The organism is Microbacterium sp. 77mftsu3.1 (assembly GCF_900100525.1).
Classification (GTDB): Bacteria; Actinomycetota; Actinomycetes; order Actinomycetales; family Microbacteriaceae; genus Microbacterium; species Microbacterium aquilitoris.
Window position 1 is genome coordinate 130164 of record NZ_FNCR01000006.1, and the last position, 20544, is coordinate 150707.

Genomic DNA, 20544 nt, shown 5'->3' on the forward strand with positions numbered 1-20544 from the left:
GTCAGCCGTTCAGTAGCTGCGGGATCCGGTCGAACATCTCCTCGGTGAAGGTCACCGTCTCCGCGATCATCCACTGGCCGCAGATGAGGAGCACGACCGCGACGGCGACCGCTTTCGGAACGAAGGAGAGGGTCACCTCCTGAATCTGGGTAATCGACTGGATGAGGGAGATGGCGAAGCCGACCACCAGCGCAGTGATGAGCAGCGGAGCGGCGAGCTTGGCGGCGAGGGTGACCGCGGCCAGGGCGATGTCGAGGACCGCTTCGGGACTCATCCGGCACCTGCGTAGCTCTGCACGAGGGTGCGCAGGATGAGGCCCCACCCGTCCACCATGATGAACAGCAGAATCTTGAACGGGAGGGAGATCATCACCGGCGGGAGCATCATCATGCCCATCGACATCAGCGCGGCCGAGACGACCAGGTCGATGACGAGGAAGGGGATGAAGATGACGAAGCCGATGATGAACGCGCTGCGCAGCTCGGACAGCATGAAGGCGGGGATGAGGGTCTGCAGCGGGACGGCCGAGGCGTCCTCGGGATTCTCGAACCCGGCGAAGCGGGTCATGAGGGCGAGGTCTTCCTCGCGCGTGAAGTGCAGCATCCACGTTCGAAGAGGCTCCGACCCCGCGGCCATCGCGTCGGTGAAGGTCATCGCCCCGTCGGTGTAGGGGACGACGGCGACCGTGTTGATGTCGGTGAGCACCGGCCACATGATGAACAGCGTCAGGAACAGCGAGAGACCTGCGAGCACCTGGTTCGGCGGGATGGACGGGAGCGAGAGGGCGTTCCGGGTCATTGCCAGGACGATGAAGATCTTCGTGAACGACGACATCATCAGCAGGAGCGCCGGGGCAACTGAGAGGACCGTGATTCCCAGGAGCGTCAGGATCGAGCTCGACGGGGTGCCGTCGATGCCGTTGATGTCCACGGTGATGCCCGTGCCCGGCTCAGCCGGCGGAGTGGGCCCCGGGATGGACGCGGCGTGGGCGGGAGCCGCACCGAAGGCGATGAAGGCGACGGCGAGCACGACGGCGACGCCGACGAGCCCCAGGACATAGCCGGGGGCTCGGAGCGTGGCGGTCACGGCTTTCCGGTCAGCGCACGACGCGCGGCGGCAACCCAAGTGCCCAGCGACAGCATCGAGTGCTGTGGTGCGGGGCTTTCGGCTGCGACCGCGAGGGCCTGCGAGAAGTCGGCGTCGGCGGCGGGTGCCGGCGCGGTGAGGGCGGTGTTCATGTCCCAGCTATGCGCGACGGCGTCGAGCTCGATGGGGAACGGCTCCGTGGGTGCTGACACCGCGAGACGATCGACGACGGTGATGCCGTTCTCAGCGACACCCAGGACGTAGCGCGCTGCCGCCGATTCGACGACGACGAGCTGGGCCTTCGGGCCGATGCCTTTGCGGGCGATGACGGTGATGGGCTCTTCCGTGGCGCGTTGAGCCGTCGACTTCGTGATGCGACGGTGCAGGAACCAGAGGATTCCGAACACAGCCGCCAGGGCAACGACAACGCGGGCGGCGAGCCAGAGCTCGTCCAGGTCACCCCTCCGACGGGTCGATGATGCGGGTGATGCGGACGGCGTAGTCCTGGTCCACGACGACGATCTCCCCGTGGGCGACGAGGCGGTTGTTGATCTTGATGTCTGCGGGGGCGCCGGCCGAACGGTCCAGTTCGATGACGTCCTTCACCTTGAGTTCGTTGACGTCGCCGATGGTCATGCGGGTGCGCCCGACTTCGACCGTGAGGTCGAGCTCGACGCCCTTGATGCGGTCCCAGCGCGGGTCGGACGTGGAGGTAGCGCCGGTGCGGGTGATGCGAACGGCGAGGCGGCCGATGAGCTTGTCGCCCTTGCCGAGGAGGTCGTAGACGCTGGCGGTGGGGTCGGCGAAGACGCCGGAGGCATCGGTGACCTGCGGGGCCCCGAACGTGCCGGGGCCGATGGCGCCGGCTGCCGCCTCGAGCGCGGTGTGCAGTCGCTCGCTGATGGGGCTGCTTTCGGACCCGTCGGCGAGAGCCGCCTCGTCGAGGATGATGACGGCGATGTCGGCGCTGGTCTCACCGATCGCGCTGATGACGACCGCGTCGCCGGTCTCGCTGGCCACGCCTGCGGGGCGGACAGTGGTGGGAGCGGCGGTGGGAAGGCGGTCTGCGAACGCTGCGGCTGCGGACTCGTGGGCGGGGGTGGTCATTTCGACTCCTCGGAGAGAGATGTAGGAGATTCAGGGGACGTCACGGTGCAGGCCAGACGTTTGCCGGACTGCCCCAGCGACGCGGTCGCGAAGGGGTGGCCGCCGACGGTGAGGTCCAGCGGACGGTTGGTCCTATGCGCGAGCGGGATGACGTCGCCGACGGCGAGGTGGGCGATCTTGTCCGGGCTGATGGTCTGCTCGCTCATGCGAAGGGACACCTCGACCAAGACGTTGGCGATGTGCTCGATGAGGTGAGCCGGGTCACTGTCGGGGTCGGGAGTGGACGCGGTGTGGGAGAGCCGCTCGAGCAGGCTCACCGCCGGCAGTGCGATGGTCGCGTGCTCGATGGTGTCGGCGAGCTTGAGGTCGAAGCGGGCGACGACCATGAGGTCGTGGGCGCCGGCGACCTGGGCGAACGCCGCGTTGTACTGGAGGGCCCGGACGGTGAAGTCCTCGGGGAGCAGGCCGCCGAGGGAGGTCCGCAGGTTCGCGAGGGTCTCGTCCATCAGGCCACGGAGGAGGGCCTGCTCGACCGTGGTGAGGGGGCGGTCGTCACCCTTGCTGCCATCGCCGCCGATCATTTTGGAGATCCACGACAGGGCGGTCGGCAGGGGGAACTCCACGATGCCTCGCTCCTCGGAGTCTGGGAGGCCAGAGACGACGAGGGTGGTCTGGGCTGGGACGGATGCGACGTACTCGTCGTAGGTCTCGAGGCCCACCTTGGCGAGGGAGACCTGTGCGCGGAGTCGGATCTTCGTTGCCAGCTGCATCGCCCATGTCCGTGCGAACGCATCGAACGCGCCGGAGAGCGCCCGGGAGTGCTCGCGGGAGAGGGAGGCGGGGCGCCCGAAGTCGTAGAGCTCCGGCTCAGGTGTCGCGGCCTCGGCCTCTGCGGCAGGCTCCACGGTGCGGGTCTTCTTCTTCACTGGGTCCCTATGCGCGGGGGCGCTCAATGCTCCGCCTGCTGGAGCTTCTCGATCTTCGGCAGCAGCGCCCGTGTGGCCTCGTCCGCGTCGGAGAGCACGACGATGTCCACCCGGCGGTTCTGGGCGAGCGCCTGGTAGGACGAACCCTTCGCAATGGGTCGTGACGAGCCGAAGCCGACGGACTGAACACGGGTGCTTCCCACTCCGCTGGCCTCCACCAGGTAGCGGAGCACTCCTGTGGCGCGGGAGGCGGAGAGCTCCCAGTTGGTGGGGAACGCGCCGCCGGGGCGGCGGTAGTCGGCGTGGCCCTCGATGGACAGGTCTCGGCTGTCGGGCGCGACGACCCTGCCGATCGCACTCAGCGCACGGCGCGCTTTGGTGCTCAGGCGGGTGCTGTTGGGTTCGAAGAACGTGTCCGAGGAGACCAGGCCGACGGTCAGGCCGCGCTCGTCGATGGTGAACGTTGCGGCGCCGTCGAGCCCGACCTTGTCGAGAGCCTGCTCGATGTCGGCCTGGAGCTTGTCGAGGGCGGCGTGCTCACGAAGCGCAGACTTCGCGTGCAGCTCCGTGAAGCCCTCGCCGCTCTTGTCGAGGAGTTCCTCGGGGACGATGACGCCCTTGGAGGCGTCGACGGTCTGGGTCTCCTGGGTGCCGAACCCGGTGGCCAGTGACGCGCGGAGAGCGTCGTACTTGTCCTGGTCCACGGACGACATCGCGTAGAGCACGATGAACATGCACATGAGGACGGTGACCATGTCCATGTAGGACGCCATCCAGCGTTCGTCTGGTCCTTCGTGGCCTCCGCCGTGCCCGCCTCCGCCGCCGCGGCGCCGGCCTCGTGCTCCGCTCATGCGGATCGCTCTCCGGAGGGTGCCTTCTTCTTCGCCTTGCCGCCGGCCGGGGCGATGGCGAGCAGACGCTCGCGGACGGTGTTGGGGGTCTCACCGGCCTGGACGGCGAGCATGCCTTCGGTGAGCATGAGGGACTGCTCGGCTTCGATGTCGGCCAGGCGGTTCAGGCGAGTGCCGATGGGCAGCCAGATGAAGTTCGCCGACAGCAGGCCCCACAGGGTCGCGATGAACGCTGCGGCGATCATGTGGCCGAGCTTGTCCGGCTCGCTCAGGTTCTCGAGCACGTGGGTGAGGGAGACGACGGTACCGATGATGCCGACGGTGGGGGCGTACCCGCCCATCGACATGAAGAAGCGCGACGAGACCCGGTTGGCCGAGTCGGCGGAGTCCGCCTTGTCGTTCATGAGCTGGCGGAGGGTTTCACCATCGACGCCGTCTGCGATGTCCTGAAGGGCTTCCTTGATGAACTGGCTCTTCTCGTCGGCGACAGCACTTTCGAGAGCGAGTAGGCCCTGCGTGCGGGCGATCTCGGCGTAGCCGGCGACCTTCTCGATGAGGTCCGGTGTCGCCGGGCCACGCAGGCCGATGAACGCCCGGGGGATCGACTTGATCGCTCCGACGAAGTCGCGGAGGGTGCCACCGGCGATGCCGATGGCGATGGTCGCGCCGAACACGAGGACCATCGGTGCGATGAGGACGAGGGATTCGAGGTGGGCGCCTTCGAGTAGCGCCATGGCGACCAGCCCGGCGAAGGCCAGGATGATGCCGATGATGAGGGACGGGTCCATCAGTTTTCACCCTCCGTGCGCGCGGCGGTGGCGGCTTGTGTCAGGGCGGAGGCCAGGACGCGTCCGCGGAACTCGACGGTGAGTGCGATGACGTCGTCCACCTTCTCCTTGACGGGAACGGAGGTGCCGTCGACGAGGACAAGGTGAGTGTCGGGGGTGGCCTGTACGCGCTGGATGAGGTCGGGGTTCACCGCGAAGCGATCGCCGTTGAAGCGGGTGAGGGTGATCATTCATGCCCTCCTGAGGGCGTCGGTGAGAGTGAAGAAGAGCGGGAGAGGGTGGGCCCTCTCATGAACTGTCGGCAGCCGCCCGCCCAGCGTTAGGGCGGGCGGCCACCGACGTGACCTCAGCGCTTGAGGTTGGTGAGCTCCTGCAGGACCTCGTCGCTGGTGGTGATGATGCGAGCGTTGGCCTGGAAGCCGCGCTGGGCGACGATGAGGTCGGTGAACTCCTGCGAGAGGTCCACGTTCGACATCTCAAGAACGCCGGCCTGCAGCGAGCCGAGCCCGTTCGTTCCCGCAGCGCCGACGGTGGGTATGCCGGAGTTCGCGGCCGCGCGGTACTGCGAGTTCCCCGCCTTCTCGAGGCCCTCGGGGTTGCCGAAGTTCGCGAGGGCGACCTGGGCGAGCGTCTCGCTGGAGCCGTTGGAGAACGACCCGACGACCTCACCGGTCTTGCTGATGGAGTACGACACGAGCGAACCCGATCCGCGGCCGTCACGCTCGGTCACAGCGACCGTGTTGAGGTCAGCGAATCCGGTCAGCCCGGCGAGGTTGACGTCGATGCCGCCAGCATTGAGGTTGCCGCCGGTGAGTGCCCCGTTGGTGAGGGTCAGCGATGCGGTCGTGGTGCCGTCGGTGACGTCCCAGCCGCCGGCGGTGCGGGTGAAGGTCAGCGCGAGCTGGCGGGTGGAGCCCTGAGCGTCGTAGACGGTGATGTCCCGGACGATCTCACCCCCGACTGCCGTCCCCGAGGGGAGGTTGCCGGTGACGGTGGCGCGCGTGGTCGCCTCAGCGGCGGAGGTTGCGCCCTGCGGGATGGTGATGCCGGTGAGCGGGCCGCCGGTCCCGACGACACCGTCCTGAGCCATCCAGCCCTGCACGAGCGAGCCGTCGGCGGTGACGAGGCGGTTAGCGGAGTCGAAGGTGAACCCACCGTTGCGGGTGTAGAGGTTCTCCGCGCCGTTGTTGACGACGAAGAACCCCTCGCCGGCGATCATCAGGTCAGTGGGCACTCCGGTGGACTGTGCTGCGCCCTGCGCGAAGTTCGTCTTGACCGCGGCGACCTGCACGCCGAGGCCGACCTGGGAGGGGTTCTGGCCGCCGGCGGCGCCGGGGCCCGAGCCTCCCTTGGCGAGCTGAGACAGCGTGTCCTGGAACTGGACGCTGCCGCCCTTGAACCCGATGGTGTTGACGTTGGCGATGTTGTTGCCGGCGACGTCGAGCTTCTGCTGGTGTGCGCGAAGTCCGGAGACGCCGGAGCCGAGGGAGCGAATCATCTGGTGGTGGTGCCTTTCAAGCGGGGGATGGGGTCAGGAGTCGGAAGCGTTCACGCCGGAGACGGCGTCGAGGGAGACGGTCTTGTCGCCGATGGTGAGGGCGGGAACGCCCTCCTCGAAGGAGACCTTGGTGACCTTGCCGGTCTGGGTCTTCCCATCGGCGTCGATGTAGGAGGCGCTCTTGCCGATGAGGCTGGTCGCGATGTCGCGCATGCCGAGCGCGAAGTTCTCGGTCAGGGTCTTGCTCATCGAGGTGAGCTGCTCCATGGACGCGAGCTGGGTGGTCTGAGCCATCATCTCGTTCGTGTTCATCGGCGAGGACGGGTCCTGGTTGCGCAGCTGGGTGGTCAGCAGGTGCAGGAAGGTCTCGGAGTCGAGGGTCTGCTTCGGCGCCTTGGTCGGGGCCAGTGGCGAGGTGGGAAGGGATGCCGCTGCGGGGGCAACACCTGTGATGGCGGTCATTCGCTCTCTTTCAGCTCAGGCGAACAGGTCCACGCCGTGGGAGGCGAGGGCCGGGGTGGGGGAAGGGGTTGATGCGGGCTCGGGCTGCGGTGCGGGCGGCCGGCGCTCGCCGCCGTGAGCTGCGGCGTCGCGGGATGCGGTGCCCGCGCCCGAGCCGTTGCCGGAGGAGGTGAACGCAGTGCCAGGCTGGCTTTGCCCGCCGCTGCTCGTGGACGCGTCGCCGGTGGCGAGGGAGAGGGAGGATGACGGGGCGATCGCGGCAAGGTCGCGGCGGAGGTCGGTGAGGATCCCGCGGAGCGCGTCGCGTCCGGCGTCGGTAGCACCGGCAAGCTCGATGCGAACCTGGCCGCCGACGATGTGTGCCTTGACGGTGACCGTGCCCAGCGACTCGGGGGTGACCTTGAGGGTGAGGGTGTGATTGCCCTCGCCGGCCTTGGCCATCGCCATCACGGGAGCGTGAATCTGCGGGGTCAGCGCGGGGCGAGCGGACGGCGCCGGGGTGTGCACGGTGGCGGGAGCCTCGACGGGGGTGCTTGTCGGGGGAGCGACGGGTGCGGGAGTGCCGGAGCCGCTCACCTCCACCGATGCTGCGCTGGCTGTCTGCGTGACAGGGGCCAGAGCGGGCTTCACGTCGGTCATGCTCGCGGCCGCTGGTGCCGAGGTCGTGGCCACCGCCGAGGTGACCCCGGCAGCGGTGGTCAGAGTGGCCGGTTCGGCGGGAGAGGGTCGGGTGACCGTCTGCGGCTCTGCGGCCTGCTTGAGCGGCGGCCCGCTCGATGCGGCGGGTGTGGGAAGGGCGTGCGGAGGCGCTGGCTGGGTGGTCTCGTCCGTGACGACCGTCGCGGGTGCACTCGACGCGCCGCCGATGGCGCGCGGAACGATGACCGGTGTGGCGGCGACCTGCGTGACAGCAGCCTCGGACGCGGCGGGCTGGGGCGCGGCCGGGGATGCCATGAACGGGGCCGCTGCTGTCGCACCGGCTGACGGGGCGGGGAGAGCGGTGGTGGGCGCCGGCGAAGAAGTGGCCACCGGCATGTTCTCCGGCGTGGCCTGTACCTTGCCGAGGGCGGTGGGCTCCGAAGTCGGGGCGGCCGCGGTGGGTGCAGACGTGCTCGAGAGGTACCGCGGCGTGGGGAGCGGCCCTTCCGTGGTGACCGGGGCGACATCGACTGCGGGGGCTTCCGCCGGGAGGAGATCCACGGGCGTGGCGTCCGCGAAGGACGGGACCTCCTCACGGGGAAGACCGGCCGCTGCGACATGGGCAGCGGAAAGGAAGATGACCGGCGGGGAGATGGCAGCAGGAAGGTCCCGCACGTCCACCTCTGTGGGTGCTGGCTCGGGGTCCTCGCCCTCGTCGCCGGCGGGTGCGGTGAGACCTGCGACGACATCCGCGAAAGCGGTCGCCGTGGTGCCGTCGGTCGCGGAGGCGCCGAAGCCCGTCGCGGCAGGGCGCGCGAGGGTGTCGGTCCGTCCGAGAAGGGCGGCAGCGTTCAAGAGGTCTCCTCGGTCTTGGGTCGAATCGCGATCTCATCCAGCTCGGCTTGCTCGGCGGCAAGCTCCCGCTCCTGCTCGCGTGCGGCGTGTGCCTCCGCGAGCTTGGTGAGTCCGAGTTCGCCTATGCGCGCCGTCGTGTGAGCCTCACGCGCCTGAGCGGTGACTACCTGCTGGGCTTCAGCGAGCACGTGAAGGTCTGACAGCAACCCGCGGGCCGCGCTCCGGGACGCCGACAGGGCGCGAAGGCTGGCGCTGTCGGTGACAGTGGAACCGGAGACCGAGAGCGCGTCACGGAGCTGCCTGTCTCGCGCCTGTGTGCGCTGCTCGTCACGGTTGGCTCGGGAGAGAGTCTGCGCCGCGTCACGCTCCTGGATGCCGCGCAGGCGCAGGAGGCCAGCGAGGCCGAACTTCTTGGTCACAGGGTCACTCCGAATCCGCTGACGAGTTGAGCGAGGCGCTGCCACGACTCGTCAGCATGGGGGCTCTCATCCAACGACTGGGTGAGGAAGGAACGGATGGCGTCAGCGTGGGCGACACCCGCGTCCACCTTCTTGTCCGCGCCGGGCTGGTACGCGCCGATGCCGATGAGGTCCTGCGCGTCACGGTGGGAGGCCATCACCGAGCGCAGAAGGGTCGCCTGCTGGCGCTGGTCGCGGGAGGCGATCTTCCCCTCGAGGCGGGAGACGGACCCGAGCACGTCGATCGCGGGGTGGTGGCCGGTGATCGCGAGCTTCCGATCGAGGACCAGGTGCCCGTCGAGGATGGAGCGGACCGTGTCGGCGACGGGCTCGTTGTGGTCGTCCCCGTCGACGAGGACGGTGTAGACCCCGGTGATGGAGCCGCGGCTGTCAGTGCCGGCGCGCTCGAGAAGCTGAGCAAGGACGGGGAAGGTGGAGGGCGGGTACCCGCGGGTCGCCGGCGGCTCCCCGGCAGCGAGGCCGATTTCCCGCTGGGCCATTGCCACGCGGGTGAGCGAGTCCATCATGAGCATGACGTCCTCACCCTGCTCGCGGAACGACTCGGCGATGCGGGTGGCGGTGAACGCTGCACGAAGCCTGGCCATCGCGGGCTGGTCGCTGGTGGCGACGACTACGACCGACCGGGCAAGGCCCTCGGGTCCGAGGTCGTCTTCGAGGAACTCGCGCACCTCGCGTCCGCGCTCGCCGACGAGGGCGATGACGTTCACGTCGGCGGTGGTGCCGCGGGCGACCATCGACAGGAGTGAGGACTTGCCGACTCCGGACCCGGCGAACAGGCCCATCCGCTGGCCCTTGCCCATGGGGGTGAGAGTGTCGATGGTGCGGACGCCGAGGCTGATGGGTTCAGTGATGCGAGCTCGTTCCATCGGGGCGGGGGAGTCGCCAGCGGCGGGGACACGCGGAGCGTGAAGCGGACCGCGGCCGTCGATGGGCCGGCCGAGGCCGTCGAGCACACGACCGAGGAGCCCGCGGCCGATGGGGACGGTGGTGCCCCCGGACTGTCGCTTGACGCGGTCCCCGATGCTCAGACCCGCGGCTTTGGCCAGTGGCATGCAGCGCAGAGTGCCGCGCTCGATGGCGACGACCTCGGCGGGGATGTCCCCTGCGATGGTGACGACGTCGCCGACGGCTGCGGTGAGGCCGCGCACTTCCACGGCGAGGCCGATGGCCCGGGAGACCTTGCCGATCTGCTCGGGGCGCGCAGCGGTCAGGGCGCTTGACCACCGGCTCATTCGTCTGCTCCGAACAGGTCCGCGCGCACCCGCGCGATCGCATCCGCTACACGCAGGTTCACGAGACCGTCGGGGTGGCTGACGACGACATCTCCGGGAGCAAGGTCTGCGGCAGCGTGGACGGTGACGCCCTCCGGCTCGGCGCCCCGGGCCTGCATCGTCTCGAAGTCCCGGGTGCTGACCATGACAGTGACCTCCGCCAGGTCATCGCAGGCGGCCGCCGCGCGCGAGAGGGCATACTGCGCCGAGCGAACCGGGTCGGACAGCTCCGCACTCAGCAGTGTCTCGGCGAGTTCGATGGCCAGGGCGAACACCTGGTCCTCGTCCTGTCGCGCGAGCGAGGCGGTTCGCTCGAGCATCTGCTGGTGCGCGTCCCCGAGCACGCCGAGAGCAACGTGTGCGCGAGCGCGGGTGTCCACCAGGAGCGCTTCGTGCTCGCGGCCGGCGACCTCGCGCGCAGCGGATGCCTCCTGGTGGGCCTGACGCTGACCGGCAGCGTAGCCCGCGGCGAACCCGCGACGCTGCTCAGCTTCGACTGCCGCGGACGGGCGGGTGTCGAGTACGGGCAGGTCGAGGGAGGTGAAGCCCTCAGCTGACATACTCGTCCTCCGACCCGCGATGGATGGTGATGGCGCCGGTGGCTTCGAGCTCGCGGATGGCGCGCACAATCTCGGACCGCGCCTCCTCCACCTGCGAGAGGCGGACCTGGCCGAGCAAGTTCGATTCCTCGTCGAGGCCCTCGCGGTTGCGCTCGGTCATGTTCCGGCGGATGACGTCGGTGACCGGCTCGCTGGCGTTCTTGAGGGCGAGGGCGAGAACACGCACGTCGATACCGCGGAGGACAACCTGCGCGTCACGGTCTTCGAGGATGGTGATGTCGGCAAAGGTGAACATGCGGGAGCGGATGTCCTCGGCCAGGACGGGGTCGGACGCTTCAAGCTCGGCGAGCAGAGCCTTCTCCACCGACGCGTCAGAGCGGTTGATGATGTCGACGAGCTGCTGGACGCCACCGATCGTCTCGGGCACACCGTTGCTGGATGCGAACGTTCCGGTGCGAGCGCGGAGGGTCTCAGCGACGATCGTGACAGCGTCCGGGGAGGCCGTGCCCATGAGGGCGATAGCCAGGGACACCTCAGCGCGGATGGACTCGGGAAGCTCAGCGAGGACCGCGGCGGCTGTCGCGTCGGACAGGTGAGCGAGGACGAGGGCGACCATCGACGGCTGCTCGTTGTCGATGAGGCTCGCGATGTGGGCTGCTTCCAGCCCCATCAGGAACTCGAACGCCGAACCGGTCGCGGAGACCTTGGCCATGACGCCCGCAGCCTTCTCGGACCCGTACGTCGCTTCCAGGAGCGAGGTGGCGATATCCCGGCCGCCCTTGACGGGGAGGTGGTGGCCGAGGGCGATGCGGTTGAACTGGGACAGGGCGTCGGCTACGGTCTGCTGGTCCAGGTCACGCATCCGCATGATCTCGGCGACGATGCCCTCGGTCTCCTGCTCGTTGAGGCTCTTGAGCACCTCCACCGCGTCCGCCTGGTCGAGGTTCATGACGACCACGGCGGCCGTCTGGATGCCGGTGAGGGCGGTCATGCGTCTTTTCCGTTCCGGATGATGGTGCGAAGGTGCTCTGCGGTGCGCTCGGGGTTCCGGCGGGCGAAGTCGCCCACGTCCTTCCGGCGGCGGTCCAAGGTCACCTGGAGGGGCTCGACTCCGTCACCCTCGTCGTCGGTGTAGGTCACGGCGACAGTGGTGGGGATGGTGAGGACGGGTTCGGGGTCCTCGTCCGGCACCTCGGCGGCCACGATGGGAGGAACAGCGGCGATCTGGGCTGCGACCTCATCGGCTGCGGCGCGGCGACGGCGAAGGATGAGGAAGGCGACGAGCGCGCCGAGGGCGACGACGGCGACACCGCCTACCGTGATGACGGTCTGCATCGTCTCGGCTGCGCGTTCTTCCTCTTCGGCCTTGCGGGCGGCGTCCAGCGCCTCCTCGGCTTCGGCGGCACCTGCGGTGGAGAAGGTGACCATCTCCACGGTCACCGCGTCACCGCGGCGGGTGTCGATTCCGGCGGCGGAGGCGACGAGCCCTTCCACCTGGTCGAGGTCCACACCTGCGGCCTCGCCCTGGTTGATGGCGACAGCGATGGTCTGGCGGGAGATGGCGCCGGCGGGCGTGTTGGTGGACTCGACGGACTTGTTGACGACGTTGTTCTTGGTCGTCTGGACCTTCTCGTACTCACCGTCCTCGGCGACGTCCTCGGTCTTCTCCGTCCCGAGCACGCCCGCTTCACGCTGGCCGCCCTTCTGGGTTTCGGAGGTCGTGGACTCGCTCTGCGGCGGGGTGCCCTCTGCGGCCGGGGAGTAGGACTCGTCGAGGCGCTCGCGGGTGGCGTTGCCGACTTCGGCTGCGACGGTGACGGTGGCGTTGCCGACCCCGACGACCTTGTCCAGCATCTTCTGGACGCTCGCGGCCACTCGCAGCTCGTACTCGCTGGACTGCTGGTTGAGGTTGCCGCTGGTCCCCGAGCCGATGGCGGAGAGGGTTGCGCCCTCCTGGTCGATGACGGCGACGTCGGCGGGGGTCATGCCACTGACCGAGGCGGAGGTGAGGTGAACGATGGATTCCACCTGGGTGGGGGAGAGCTTCTGACCACGCGCGGTCTCCACGAACACGGAGGCGGTGGGGTTGACCTTCTCCGAGGTGAAGACGGACTCCTCGGGGATGGCGAGCTTCACGCTGGCGGTCTTCACACCCTTGACCGCGCCGATCGTGCGGGCGAGTTCGCCTTCGATGGCGCGCTTGTAGGTGACCGTCTGCTGGAACTCGGAGGAGGTGACGCCCATGCTGTCCAGCAGGGAGTAGCCATCGGTGTCGCCGGCCGGAAGACCAGCGGCGGCCGCGGCCAGACGCTGCGGGTAGACGGCGTCCTGGGGCACCATGATGGTCGTCCCACCGTCGGTGAGCTCGTAGGAGACGTTCGCGGAGCTCAGCTGGTCGACGATCGCACTCGCGTCCTCGGCGGCGAGGCCGGAGAACAGGGGAGTGAGCGTCGGCTTGGTGAGGAAGCTCGTGAGGGCGACACCTCCCAACACCACGGCGGCGATGCCGATGATGGCGATGGTGCGCTGGGCGAGCGTGAACCCGTCGATGGTCTTGCGCAGTCGCGCGAAAGTGTTGGTGAGTGCCGGGGGCATCAGGCTTGCATCCTCATGATCTCGTTGAACGCTTCGACACCCTTGTTGCGGACGGCCGCCACCAGCTCGAGCGTCACGGACGCGCGGGTGGAGGCGATCATTGCGGAGTGGATGTCATTGAGGTCGCCCGTGACTGCGGCGACAGCGAGGCGGTTCGATTCGGACTGCATTTCGCGCAGGCCGTCGACCGCTCCGGTGACGCTATGCGCGAAGGACTTGCCTTCATCGACGGAGCTCAACGAGACAGAGGGCAAGGTGGGGACAGTGAAGGCGGGGGAGACCGACTCGACGCCGGAGATGGGGAGGGGCATCAGTTGCGTCCGATCTGGAGGGCGGCCTCGTAGGAGCTCTTCGCGCGGTCCACGACAGCGGCGTTGGCCTCGAAGCCACGCTGGGCGGAGATGAGGTGGGCCATCTGCTCACCGAGGTCGATGTCGGGGTAGCGGACGTAGCCGTCGGCGTTGGCCAGGGGGTTGTTCGGCTCGTGGACCAGTCGGCCCTCGGTCTCGCCGTAGCGGGCGGCGGTGGCGGTGACGCCGAGCTGGCCTCGGTCGGCTTGGACCTCGACGAACCGTTCAGCGAACGCCGCGTCATCACCGGAGACGACGGTGTTGATGTTGGCGATGTTGTCGCTGATGGCGTCGAGCCACTTGCGGTGGGTGGTCAGGCCGGAGGCGGAGATGCCGATGGCGTCGAAGGTCATGAGGTCCTCAAAGCGGTCTGGACACCCTTGAACGACCCACCGACAGCCTGCGAGGCGAACTGGTAGCGCAGGACCGTCTCGATGTTGGTGAGCGTCTCGATGTCGAGGTTGACGTTGTTCCCGTCCATGCGCGTCGGTGCGAGCGACTCGGTGGTGGTCGGGGTGGTACGTCCGTCGCCGGCGGCGACCGAGGATGCGAGCGCGCGCTCGAAGGCGACGACCTTCGCCTTGTACCCGGGGGTGTTGACGTTGGCGATGTTGTCGGCGATCGCGCGCTGACGCTGGGAGAGACCGTCCAGGGCGCTGGTGAGCGCTGCCGTGGTGACAGATTCGAGCATCGAGAGGACAGCTTCCAGTGACGGTGTACCGTGGCCGATCCCTGGCCAGATGGATGAGCGATCCCTGCTCGAAAAGACCTATCGGTCGCCTGCGGCGGGTCGTTAGCCGTCGATTTCGACGTACCGGGGCACGTCGAGTCCGCCTTGAGGTACTCGGTCGAGGGCGTCCAGGTGAGCGCGGGTCTGTTCCATCTCCGATGCGACTTCCCTGATGCGGGCTTGGAAGCGCTGGAGTACGTTCTCGGCCCGTTCTGCGAGTGCTGGCGGGACGGGCCCCTCGGGGATGAGCCAGCCGCCCTCGGACGGCTCGGAGCGGGCAAGCTCTGACTCGAACTGGTCGAGGAGGAGCTCCCACTGCGCTTCGAGGGTCACGAGCGCGCGGCCAGCTCGTCGGCCGCCTGGTGGAATGCCTCCCGCAGCGGGGCGACGATGGTCCGGCAGTTCCGGGTGTCCTCCGCGCTCTTGCGGATGTTGGCGGTGATGAGCGTTGCCGTCAGGTGCGCGTACAGCGACTTGAGGTCAGCGGAGCCGTCCCAGTCGTTCGTCAGGGTTGCAGACAGCTCGGCGACGATCGCCTGAGCGTGCATCAGCTTCTCGGTCGCTTCGGGCCACTTCTCGGCTTCCTGCGCAGTCAGCGCCTGCTCGATGTCGAGGAGGAGCCGGTCGTAGAGCATCGTCACGAGACGTTCGGGGCTGGCGGAGAGGATGGCGTTTTCACGGTAGCGCTGCTGCGCCTTGAGAGGGTTCAGGTTGGTCATCGTCAGTTTCGAGAGTTGGCGGGCAGAGAGTTCATCTGAGCGGACAGGAACCCGGACTGGGACTGCATCCGCGACATCATCGTTTCCAGCGACGAGTACGTCCGCTGGAGGCTGGCCTTGCGCTGTTCGAGGCGCACATCCCAGCTTTCGACCTGCTTCTTCATCGCCCGGACCTCGGTCTCCTGACCGGTGATCTTCGACGTGATGAGGCCGTCGTACTTGTCCGAGTAGTCATCGGCGACACCCTGAACGCGCGAGGAGATGCCCTTGAAGACCTTGTCCACGGCGGCCGGGTCCTTCTCGATGGCGGCGGTGAACTTCTCCTTGTCGAACTGCAGCGCACCGAACTTGTCGAACGAGATGCCGATGGTGGAGGGGGACACACCATCGACGGGGTACTGGACGGCGTTGGCGAGCGAGGTGCGGAGCTGCCGGATGGTGCTGTCGCCGGTGAACACGCCCAGACGGGTCGTCTCCCCAGGGGCGGTGGCGGTCGTTGCCTTCGAGCCGTTGGCCAGGCCCGTCATGAGCGCCTGGATCTGCTTGACGTAGGTCTCGGCTGCTGTCGTGCGCGCAGCGGTGTCCGTGGCGACCGTGATGTCCACTGCTGCGTCGGGCACCTTCGAAATGGTGATGTCGACACCGGGGAGCAGGTCGGTGAAGGTGTTCGTCTTCGAGGTGACCACCTGCTCGGCGTCCGTCCCCGCCCACAGGCGCACCTGTGCGTCACGGCCTTCGGTCACGACGGCCGCAGCGAGGTCAGTGCCGCCGTCGGCCCCAACGGCCAGGGAGTCGCCAGCGAACAGGGTGAACTCGCTTGCCGTGCCGGTCTCCTCGGCGGTGACCTGCAGGCGGTAGAGGTTGTTGCCGTCGGCATCCTTGCCCGCAGCGATCGCCGAGGCCTTCACACCGGCGCCGGCGGCGTTGATGGCGCGGGCGAGGTCCTGAGGCGAGCTCGAGGTGGGGGCGAGCTCGGTGAGCTCCCCCTTGGAGTTGCGGATGGTGAACCCCAGCTGCTCACCGAAGTCCTTCACCGCCGCGGTGACGATCGAGTGAGCGGCAGCGGTCTTGTCCACCTGCACTGACGTCGCCGAGGAGGCGGTTCCCGCTTTTGCGGTCACCTTCACCGCCTCGTTTGAGGAGGAGGTCTGCATCTGGGCGAGAGCGTCGGCGCCGGTGTTCTTCTTCGAGGTCTCGAAGAGGTTCTGAAGGGAGGTGTTCAGCGACTGGAACTGCGTGATGAGCGTTTGCTTCTCGGTCGTCTTCGCGCTCAGCATGTTCCGCGGAATCTTCTGCACGTTCATCAGCGCGTCGATGATCTCGCCGGTCTTCAGACCCGAGGCCAGGCCGTCGAACTGGATACCCATGACACTCCTTGTGCTGGTGACCCGCGGAGGGTCAGATGCTCGCGGGGGCGCGGCGGCAGCCCCTTGCTTTCCCTATCGGCAGGTGCGGGCGGGTGGTTAGTCCGCGCTCGCGTAGCGGGACTTCGCGACACGGGCGAGGTAGTCCCGGCGGGTGGCGGGGGAGAGGGTGGAGGTGGGCTCGGCGTCACTGTCGAGGTGGAACTTCTCCATCGCGTCGCGCAGCAGGCGGATAGCCTCACCGCGCTGCTGGGAGATGGCGCCGTGGGTGACGCCGAGCTCCTCGGCGATGTCCTTCACAGGGCGCTCTTCGATGTAGACGCCCTGAACGATGACCCGCATTCGCTCGGGGAGAGCGTCCAAGGCGCGCTGCAGAACGTCGCGCCGGTCGGACATCACGGCGCTCTCCTCGGGGAGTGCGACGACCGCGTGCACCTGGTAGGCGGCCGAGCCTTCCAAGTCGATGACCTTCGAGGTGGACTGCAACGCGTCCTGCACCTCATCCAGCGCCATCCCGAGCGTGTCGGAGATCTCCTCCGCGGTGACGGTACGGCCGAGGCTCGCTGAGAGCTGTTCCCGCATCTCGGTCACCTTCTTGATGCGCTGGCGGACACCGCGGGTCGCCCAGTCCATCGACCGCATCTCCTCCTTGATCGCGAAGGTGATGAGTTGGCGCGCGTACGCCCCGAACGGGACGCCACGGCTGGGGTCGAAGGTGTCAGCGGCCTTCACGAGCGCGAGCGCTCCGGCGCCGGCCAGGTCCTCCAAAGGGAGGTGGTTGGCGGCCGCGTGCTCCTTGCGCGCGATGTATCCGACGAGAGGGAGGTTGGCTTCGATGAGCTGATTGCGCTCAACAAGGTCAGGCATGTGGGGGAGTGGTGTCTTCCTGTGACCCTCACGCCCGCTGGGGAGGCGCGAGGAAGGTGGGCCTCGGGGTTGCGAGAGGCCTATGCGTGAGGGGCCGCCAGAGAAGAGGCGGGTAACGCATGGGAGGAAGCGCCCGATAGAGGAAGGCGAGCCGCCATCTGCGGCACCAGTCGAGGGGCTGTCAACAACGACCGAGGGGAAGACCATGGGGGCCACAGAGGTATCCATGCAGCTGTGGCGGGAGCGTGAGCTCCTGGAGCTGCTGCTGTTCAAGGTGGACGTGCAGCGCCTGCTGCTCGAAAGCCAGAACGTGCGCTTCGTGCACTTCGCCACCCGTGAGGTCGAATCCGTCCTGGCCCTGGTTCGAAGCGCCGCGCTGTCGCGCGACGTGGAAATCGCGGCGCTCGGTGCCCAGTGGGGTGCCCCAGACGCCTCCACGCTGAACGAACTCATCGCTGCCGCTCCGTCGGAAGCGTGGCGCGAGATCCTCGGCGAGCACCGCTCCGCGCTCATGGCCCTGATGTCCGAACTCGAGCACGCGAAGGGCGTGAACGTGACGTACCTGCGCACCGCCAGCCGTGCCATCGCGGACACCCTCGCGAGCGTCACCGATGATGCCGGCGAGTACTCCACCACCGGCGAGCGGGTCCGCGAGGACCTCGCCCGCATCGTCGACAAGACGATCTGACCCGAAGGACACGATGTCGACTTTCAGTGGGCTCAGTAGCGCCGCCAGCGCACTCCAGGCCGCCCGTCAGGGCATGAACGTGGCGACACAGAACATCGCCAACCAGAAGACCGAGGGCTACACCCGCCAGCGGGTCGAGACGGCAGGCCGCGCCTCCGTGGACGGCAGCCGGTTCACCCTCGGCCCGAAGGTCGGCGGCGGTGTCGATGTGACCGGCATCTCGCGCCTGGGCGACAACGTCTTGGACGCACGGGTGCGCGACACCCTCGCCGCCAGCGGCTTCTGGTCCACGAAAGCAGCCGTCGCCGTCACCGCTGAGAAGACCCTCGCCGAGCCCGGCCCGGACGGACTGTCCACGAAGATGAACCAGTTCTGGTCCCGCCTGAGCGACCTCTCCAACACCCCGGACTCGGCTGCATCCGGTGAGGTTGTCCTCAGCAACGCGAAGCTGCTGACCGCCCAGATCGGTGAGGGCTACCGCGCCGTGTCCGGTCAGTGGGATGACGCCAACCGCTCCACCGGCATCATCGCCACCCAGGTGAACGCGGCCGCCGATGAGGTCGCGGACCTGAACCGCTCCATCCGCGACACCCTCGCCGCCGGCGGATCCGCCAACGAACTCGTCGACGCCCGGAACCTCCTCGCCCAGAAGGTCGCCCGTCTGTCGGGCGCGACCGGCACGGTGGAGAAGGACGGAACAATGACCCTCCGCGTGGACGGTAACGCCCTCGTGTCGGGGACGAACGCCCGGCACCTGAGCGTCACCAACCCCACCTCGCTCGAGCAGGGCACACCGACAACCGTGTCATGGGCTGACGGGGTCCCCATCCAGGCGGTCGGGGGTGAGCTCGGCGGCGCGATCGCTGCGGTCGCACCTGACGGCGTGCTCGCCAAGCTCGCCGGCTCCTACAACGACCTCGCCCGCTCCCTCGCGGACACCGTCAACACTCAGCATCAGGCCGGGGTCACCTCCTCCGGTGCGGTAGGCGGCGAGTTCTTCACCATCGCCCCCGGCGGCCCCGCAGCCGTCAGCCTCAGCGTCGCCGTCACCTCCCTCGCCGACCTCGCCGTCGCGCGCCCGGGATCGGGCGCGAAGGACGGCAGCAACGCCGAGGCCATCGCAGACGCAGGCCGCGGCATCGGTGGGCCCTCCGAACTGTGGGGGAAGGTCATCGCCGACATCGGTGGCATCGTCTCCACCGACCTCGGCCGCGCAGAGCGGGCGGAGATCACCACCGTTGCCGCCGTCAGCGCGCAGGCTTCCCTCTCCTCCGTGGACAACGACGAGGAGACCGTGCAGCTCATGCAGCACCAGACGGCCTACCAGGCCGCCGCTCGCGCGCTCACCGCGGTGGACGAAGCCCTCGACATCCTCATCAACCGCACCGGCCTCGTCGGCCGCTGACTCGGAGCCACCCCATGATCACCCGCGTCACATCGCACTCGATGGCCAACACCGCCCTGCGCAACCTTCAGGGCAACATGCAGGACCTCGCCCGACTGCAGGAGAAGGCGACCAGCCAGCGCACCTTCACCGCCGCATCCCAGGACCCTTCCGCCGCGGCGAAGGCGATGAGCCTGCACGCTGCGCAGGAACGCAACGAGCAGTACACCCGCAACATCAACGACGGTCTCGGGTGGACCTCCACCGCCGACAGTGCGATCAGCAGCTCCGTCACCCTGCTAGGCCGAGTGCGAGACCTCGCCATCCAGGGCTCCAACACAGGAGCCATCGACGATGTCGCCCGCAACGCCATCGCGAAGGAACTCGACTCGCTCCGTGACGAGCTGCTCTCTCAGGCCAACGGCACCTACCTCGGCCGCCCCGTCTTCGCTGGAACCTCCGGGACCGCCGCCTTCGACCGGACCACCTACGCTCACAGCGGCGTCGCCGGAGCCGAGGTCACCCGCAAGGTCGCCGACGGGCAGAGCGTCCGCGTGGACGCCGATGGTGTCGCCGTGTTCGGTGTCGGCGCCGACTCCGTCTTCGCGCTCGTGGACCGGATGGCCTCAGACCTCCGCGCAGGAAACAACATCGGCGGGCACATCGCCGCCATCGACGACCGCCGCCAGTCCATGCTCGGCGCTCAGGGTGCTGTCGGAGCCAGCCAGGCCGCGATCGAACGTTCGAAGCAGGTCGCCCTCAGCGACGGTGTCTCCCTCGAAGAGCAGCGCGCCGCCGTCGAAGACGTCGACACCGCCCACGTCATCGTCCAGCTCCAATCCGCGGAGCTCGTCTACCAGTCCGCCCTCGCCGTAACCGCCCGTGTCCTTCCCCCAACCCTGATGGAGTACCTCCGATGACCGCTCGTCTCACCTTCCTCGCCCCCATCTCCGGCCTCGGCGCTCACACCGCCTTCGACCTGACCCCCGTCGATGGCAGCGAGTCGCTCTTCACCCTGCGCGCCGTCGCAGACCCGGACCTGCGGCTGTTCGTCGTGGACCCCTCCGTCCTGTTCCCCGACTACGCACCGGTCCTGCCCGACGAGACCATCGACGCCCTGAACGCGCAGGACGGTGTCACCCTGCTGTCGGTGGCTCGCTCGACGCCCGAAGGTGTCTGCCTGAACCTGCTGGCCCCCATCGTCGTCAGCGCCACCACGGGGGTCGCCGTCCAGGTCATCCTCGAAGGTCAGGACCTGCCGCTGGACGCAACGCTTGCCTGATCAGGGCTGAAGAACGAGGCGCCCCCGCCGTTTCGCGGGGGCG

General features: G+C 68.3%; 27 protein-coding genes. 4 read left to right on the top strand and 23 right to left on the bottom strand.

Features of this window, described 5'->3' with window-relative positions; genetic code table 11:
- Window position 1 precedes the first annotated feature (1 nt).
- The 23 genes from fliQ to BLR68_RS15530 all read right to left on the bottom strand — a co-directional run bounded on the left by fliQ (window position 2) and on the right by BLR68_RS15530 (window position 17147).
- Entirely contained in the window at window positions 2-274 is a 273-nt protein-coding gene (gene fliQ / locus BLR68_RS15420) for a flagellar biosynthesis protein FliQ (RefSeq protein ID WP_018185956.1), read from the bottom strand.
- A complete protein-coding gene (gene fliP / locus BLR68_RS15425) occupies window positions 271-1086 on the bottom strand; it encodes a flagellar type III secretion system pore protein FliP (protein ID WP_018185957.1) in 816 nt (271 codons plus the stop codon). The genes fliQ and fliP overlap by 4 nt, the downstream gene beginning before the upstream one ends.
- Complete coding sequence (locus BLR68_RS15430; protein WP_018185958.1) at window positions 1083-1493, bottom strand: flagellar biosynthetic protein FliO; 411 nt, start codon at window positions 1491-1493, stop codon at window positions 1083-1085. Before BLR68_RS15430 ends, fliP begins: the two co-directional genes overlap by 4 nt.
- Window positions 1494-1542: 49 nt before the next feature.
- On the bottom strand, window positions 1543-2193 hold the full coding sequence (gene fliN / locus BLR68_RS15435; protein ID WP_018185959.1) for a flagellar motor switch protein FliN: 651 nt from the start codon (window positions 2191-2193) through the stop codon (window positions 1543-1545).
- Window positions 2190-3119: a flagellar motor switch protein FliM gene (locus BLR68_RS15440; RefSeq protein ID WP_018185960.1), complete on the bottom strand. Its 930-nt coding sequence runs from the start codon at window positions 3117-3119 to the stop codon at window positions 2190-2192. The genes fliN and BLR68_RS15440 overlap by 4 nt, the downstream gene beginning before the upstream one ends.
- 23 nt (window positions 3120-3142) lie before the next feature.
- The gene (locus BLR68_RS15445; RefSeq protein WP_081626419.1) at window positions 3143-3970 is read right to left on the bottom strand and encodes an OmpA/MotB family protein; all 828 of its coding nucleotides are present in this window, start codon (window positions 3968-3970) and stop codon (window positions 3143-3145) included.
- On the bottom strand, window positions 3967-4758 hold the full coding sequence (locus BLR68_RS15450; RefSeq protein WP_018185962.1) for a motility protein A: 792 nt from the start codon (window positions 4756-4758) through the stop codon (window positions 3967-3969). The genes BLR68_RS15445 and BLR68_RS15450 overlap by 4 nt, the downstream gene beginning before the upstream one ends.
- Window positions 4758-4988, bottom strand: a complete 231-nt coding sequence (locus BLR68_RS15455) for a flagellar FlbD family protein (RefSeq protein WP_018185963.1) — start codon at window positions 4986-4988, stop codon at window positions 4758-4760. Before BLR68_RS15455 ends, BLR68_RS15450 begins: the two co-directional genes overlap by 1 nt.
- Window positions 4989-5104: 116 nt before the next feature.
- A complete protein-coding gene (locus BLR68_RS15460) occupies window positions 5105-6256 on the bottom strand; it encodes a flagellar hook protein FlgE (protein ID WP_018185964.1) in 1152 nt (383 codons plus the stop codon).
- 33 nt (window positions 6257-6289) lie between these two features.
- Window positions 6290-6718 carry a flagellar hook capping FlgD N-terminal domain-containing protein gene (locus BLR68_RS15465; RefSeq protein ID WP_018185965.1) on the bottom strand — a complete coding sequence of 143 codons (429 nt, stop codon included), beginning with the start codon at window positions 6716-6718 and terminating at the stop codon, window positions 6290-6292.
- Between the two features lie 15 nt (window positions 6719-6733).
- Window positions 6734-8212: a flagellar hook-length control protein FliK gene (locus tag BLR68_RS15470; RefSeq protein ID WP_020411041.1), complete on the bottom strand. Its 1479-nt coding sequence runs from the start codon at window positions 8210-8212 to the stop codon at window positions 6734-6736.
- Window positions 8209-8631, bottom strand: a complete 423-nt coding sequence (locus tag BLR68_RS15475; RefSeq protein ID WP_018185966.1) for a flagellar export protein FliJ — start codon at window positions 8629-8631, stop codon at window positions 8209-8211. Before BLR68_RS15475 ends, BLR68_RS15470 begins: the two co-directional genes overlap by 4 nt.
- The gene (locus tag BLR68_RS15480) at window positions 8628-9923 is read right to left on the bottom strand and encodes a FliI/YscN family ATPase (RefSeq protein ID WP_018185967.1); all 1296 of its coding nucleotides are present in this window, start codon (window positions 9921-9923) and stop codon (window positions 8628-8630) included. The genes BLR68_RS15475 and BLR68_RS15480 overlap by 4 nt, the downstream gene beginning before the upstream one ends.
- A complete protein-coding gene (locus BLR68_RS15485) occupies window positions 9920-10522 on the bottom strand; it encodes a FliH/SctL family protein (RefSeq protein WP_018185968.1) in 603 nt (200 codons plus the stop codon). The genes BLR68_RS15480 and BLR68_RS15485 overlap by 4 nt, the downstream gene beginning before the upstream one ends.
- Window positions 10512-11513 (bottom strand): flagellar motor switch protein FliG, encoded by a 1002-nt coding sequence (fliG, locus tag BLR68_RS15490; RefSeq protein ID WP_018185969.1) that lies wholly within the window; start codon window positions 11511-11513, stop codon window positions 10512-10514. The genes BLR68_RS15485 and fliG overlap by 11 nt, the downstream gene beginning before the upstream one ends.
- A complete protein-coding gene (gene fliF, locus BLR68_RS15495; protein WP_018185970.1) occupies window positions 11510-13117 on the bottom strand; it encodes a flagellar basal-body MS-ring/collar protein FliF in 1608 nt (535 codons plus the stop codon). The genes fliG and fliF overlap by 4 nt, the downstream gene beginning before the upstream one ends.
- Window positions 13117-13428 (bottom strand): flagellar hook-basal body complex protein FliE, encoded by a 312-nt coding sequence (gene fliE / locus BLR68_RS15500; protein ID WP_018185971.1) that lies wholly within the window; start codon window positions 13426-13428, stop codon window positions 13117-13119. The genes fliF and fliE overlap by 1 nt, the downstream gene beginning before the upstream one ends.
- Window positions 13428-13820 carry a flagellar basal body rod protein FlgC gene (locus BLR68_RS15505; protein WP_018185972.1) on the bottom strand — a complete coding sequence of 131 codons (393 nt, stop codon included), beginning with the start codon at window positions 13818-13820 and terminating at the stop codon, window positions 13428-13430. The genes fliE and BLR68_RS15505 overlap by 1 nt, the downstream gene beginning before the upstream one ends.
- Entirely contained in the window at window positions 13817-14158 is a 342-nt protein-coding gene (locus tag BLR68_RS15510; protein ID WP_018185973.1) for a flagellar basal body rod protein FlgB, read from the bottom strand. Before BLR68_RS15510 ends, BLR68_RS15505 begins: the two co-directional genes overlap by 4 nt.
- Before the next feature lie 102 nt (window positions 14159-14260).
- Window positions 14261-14530: a hypothetical protein gene (locus BLR68_RS15515; protein ID WP_018185974.1), complete on the bottom strand. Its 270-nt coding sequence runs from the start codon at window positions 14528-14530 to the stop codon at window positions 14261-14263.
- The gene (fliS, locus tag BLR68_RS15520) at window positions 14527-14916 is read right to left on the bottom strand and encodes a flagellar export chaperone FliS (protein ID WP_018185975.1); all 390 of its coding nucleotides are present in this window, start codon (window positions 14914-14916) and stop codon (window positions 14527-14529) included. The genes BLR68_RS15515 and fliS overlap by 4 nt, the downstream gene beginning before the upstream one ends.
- 2 nt (window positions 14917-14918) lie before the next feature.
- Window positions 14919-16283, bottom strand: coding sequence for a flagellar filament capping protein FliD (gene fliD / locus BLR68_RS15525; RefSeq protein ID WP_018185976.1), 1365 nt, complete (start codon window positions 16281-16283; stop codon window positions 14919-14921).
- 96 nt (window positions 16284-16379) lie between these two features.
- On the bottom strand, window positions 16380-17147 hold the full coding sequence (locus tag BLR68_RS15530; protein ID WP_018185977.1) for a sigma-70 family RNA polymerase sigma factor: 768 nt from the start codon (window positions 17145-17147) through the stop codon (window positions 16380-16382).
- Window positions 17148-17352: 205 nt separating this feature from the next.
- Between BLR68_RS15530 and flgN the strand changes: the two genes are divergently transcribed.
- Genes flgN through fliW form a run of 4 tightly spaced genes read left to right on the top strand, consistent with a single transcriptional unit; the run spans window position 17353 to window position 20501 of the window.
- Window positions 17353-17835 (top strand): flagellar export chaperone FlgN, encoded by a 483-nt coding sequence (gene flgN / locus BLR68_RS15535; RefSeq protein ID WP_026302781.1) that lies wholly within the window; start codon window positions 17353-17355, stop codon window positions 17833-17835.
- 13 nt (window positions 17836-17848) lie between these two features.
- Window positions 17849-19240, top strand: coding sequence for a flagellar hook-associated protein FlgK (flgK, locus tag BLR68_RS15540; RefSeq protein ID WP_026302782.1), 1392 nt, complete (start codon window positions 17849-17851; stop codon window positions 19238-19240).
- Between the two features lie 14 nt (window positions 19241-19254).
- Window positions 19255-20139: a flagellar hook-associated protein FlgL gene (flgL, locus tag BLR68_RS15545; RefSeq protein ID WP_018185980.1), complete on the top strand. Its 885-nt coding sequence runs from the start codon at window positions 19255-19257 to the stop codon at window positions 20137-20139.
- The gene (gene fliW / locus BLR68_RS15550; RefSeq protein ID WP_018185981.1) at window positions 20136-20501 is read left to right on the top strand and encodes a flagellar assembly protein FliW; all 366 of its coding nucleotides are present in this window, start codon (window positions 20136-20138) and stop codon (window positions 20499-20501) included. The genes flgL and fliW overlap by 4 nt, the downstream gene beginning before the upstream one ends.
- Window positions 20502-20544 lie beyond the last annotated feature (43 nt).

Bases quoted from the DNA above. Each gene is read 5' to 3' on its own strand.
- fliQ (WP_018185956.1), bottom strand. From the start codon at position 274: ATGAGTCCCGAAGCGGTCCTCGACATCGCCCTGGCCGCGGTCACCCTC.
- flgL (WP_018185980.1), top strand. From the start codon at position 19,255: ATGATCACCCGCGTCACATCGCACTCGATGGCCAACACCGCCCTGCGC.
- fliD (WP_018185976.1), bottom strand. From the start codon at position 16,283: ATGGGTATCCAGTTCGACGGCCTGGCCTCGGGTCTGAAGACCGGCGAG.
- fliG (WP_018185969.1), bottom strand. From the start codon at position 11,513: ATGACCGCCCTCACCGGCATCCAGACGGCCGCCGTGGTCGTCATGAAC.
- BLR68_RS15450 (WP_018185962.1), bottom strand. From the start codon at position 4,758: ATGGACCCGTCCCTCATCATCGGCATCATCCTGGCCTTCGCCGGGCTG.
- BLR68_RS15505 (WP_018185972.1), bottom strand. From the start codon at position 13,820: ATGACCTTCGACGCCATCGGCATCTCCGCCTCCGGCCTGACCACCCAC.
- BLR68_RS15460 (WP_018185964.1), bottom strand. From the start codon at position 6,256: ATGATTCGCTCCCTCGGCTCCGGCGTCTCCGGACTTCGCGCACACCAG.
- fliN (WP_018185959.1), bottom strand. From the start codon at position 2,193: ATGACCACCCCCGCCCACGAGTCCGCAGCCGCAGCGTTCGCAGACCGC.
- BLR68_RS15510 (WP_018185973.1), bottom strand. From the start codon at position 14,158: ATGCTCGAATCTGTCACCACGGCAGCGCTCACCAGCGCCCTGGACGGT.
- BLR68_RS15485 (WP_018185968.1), bottom strand. From the start codon at position 10,522: ATGTCAGCTGAGGGCTTCACCTCCCTCGACCTGCCCGTACTCGACACC.
- fliW (WP_018185981.1), top strand. From the start codon at position 20,136: ATGACCGCTCGTCTCACCTTCCTCGCCCCCATCTCCGGCCTCGGCGCT.
- BLR68_RS15455 (WP_018185963.1), bottom strand. From the start codon at position 4,988: ATGATCACCCTCACCCGCTTCAACGGCGATCGCTTCGCGGTGAACCCC.
- fliE (WP_018185971.1), bottom strand. From the start codon at position 13,428: ATGCCCCTCCCCATCTCCGGCGTCGAGTCGGTCTCCCCCGCCTTCACT.
- fliS (WP_018185975.1), bottom strand. From the start codon at position 14,916: ATGACCAACCTGAACCCTCTCAAGGCGCAGCAGCGCTACCGTGAAAAC.
- flgK (WP_026302782.1), top strand. From the start codon at position 17,849: ATGTCGACTTTCAGTGGGCTCAGTAGCGCCGCCAGCGCACTCCAGGCC.
- BLR68_RS15530 (WP_018185977.1), bottom strand. From the start codon at position 17,147: ATGCCTGACCTTGTTGAGCGCAATCAGCTCATCGAAGCCAACCTCCCT.
- BLR68_RS15465 (WP_018185965.1), bottom strand. From the start codon at position 6,718: ATGACCGCCATCACAGGTGTTGCCCCCGCAGCGGCATCCCTTCCCACC.
- BLR68_RS15480 (WP_018185967.1), bottom strand. From the start codon at position 9,923: ATGAGCCGGTGGTCAAGCGCCCTGACCGCTGCGCGCCCCGAGCAGATC.
- flgN (WP_026302781.1), top strand. From the start codon at position 17,353: ATGGGGGCCACAGAGGTATCCATGCAGCTGTGGCGGGAGCGTGAGCTC.
- fliF (WP_018185970.1), bottom strand. From the start codon at position 13,117: ATGCCCCCGGCACTCACCAACACTTTCGCGCGACTGCGCAAGACCATC.
- BLR68_RS15445 (WP_081626419.1), bottom strand. From the start codon at position 3,970: ATGAGCGGAGCACGAGGCCGGCGCCGCGGCGGCGGAGGCGGGCACGGC.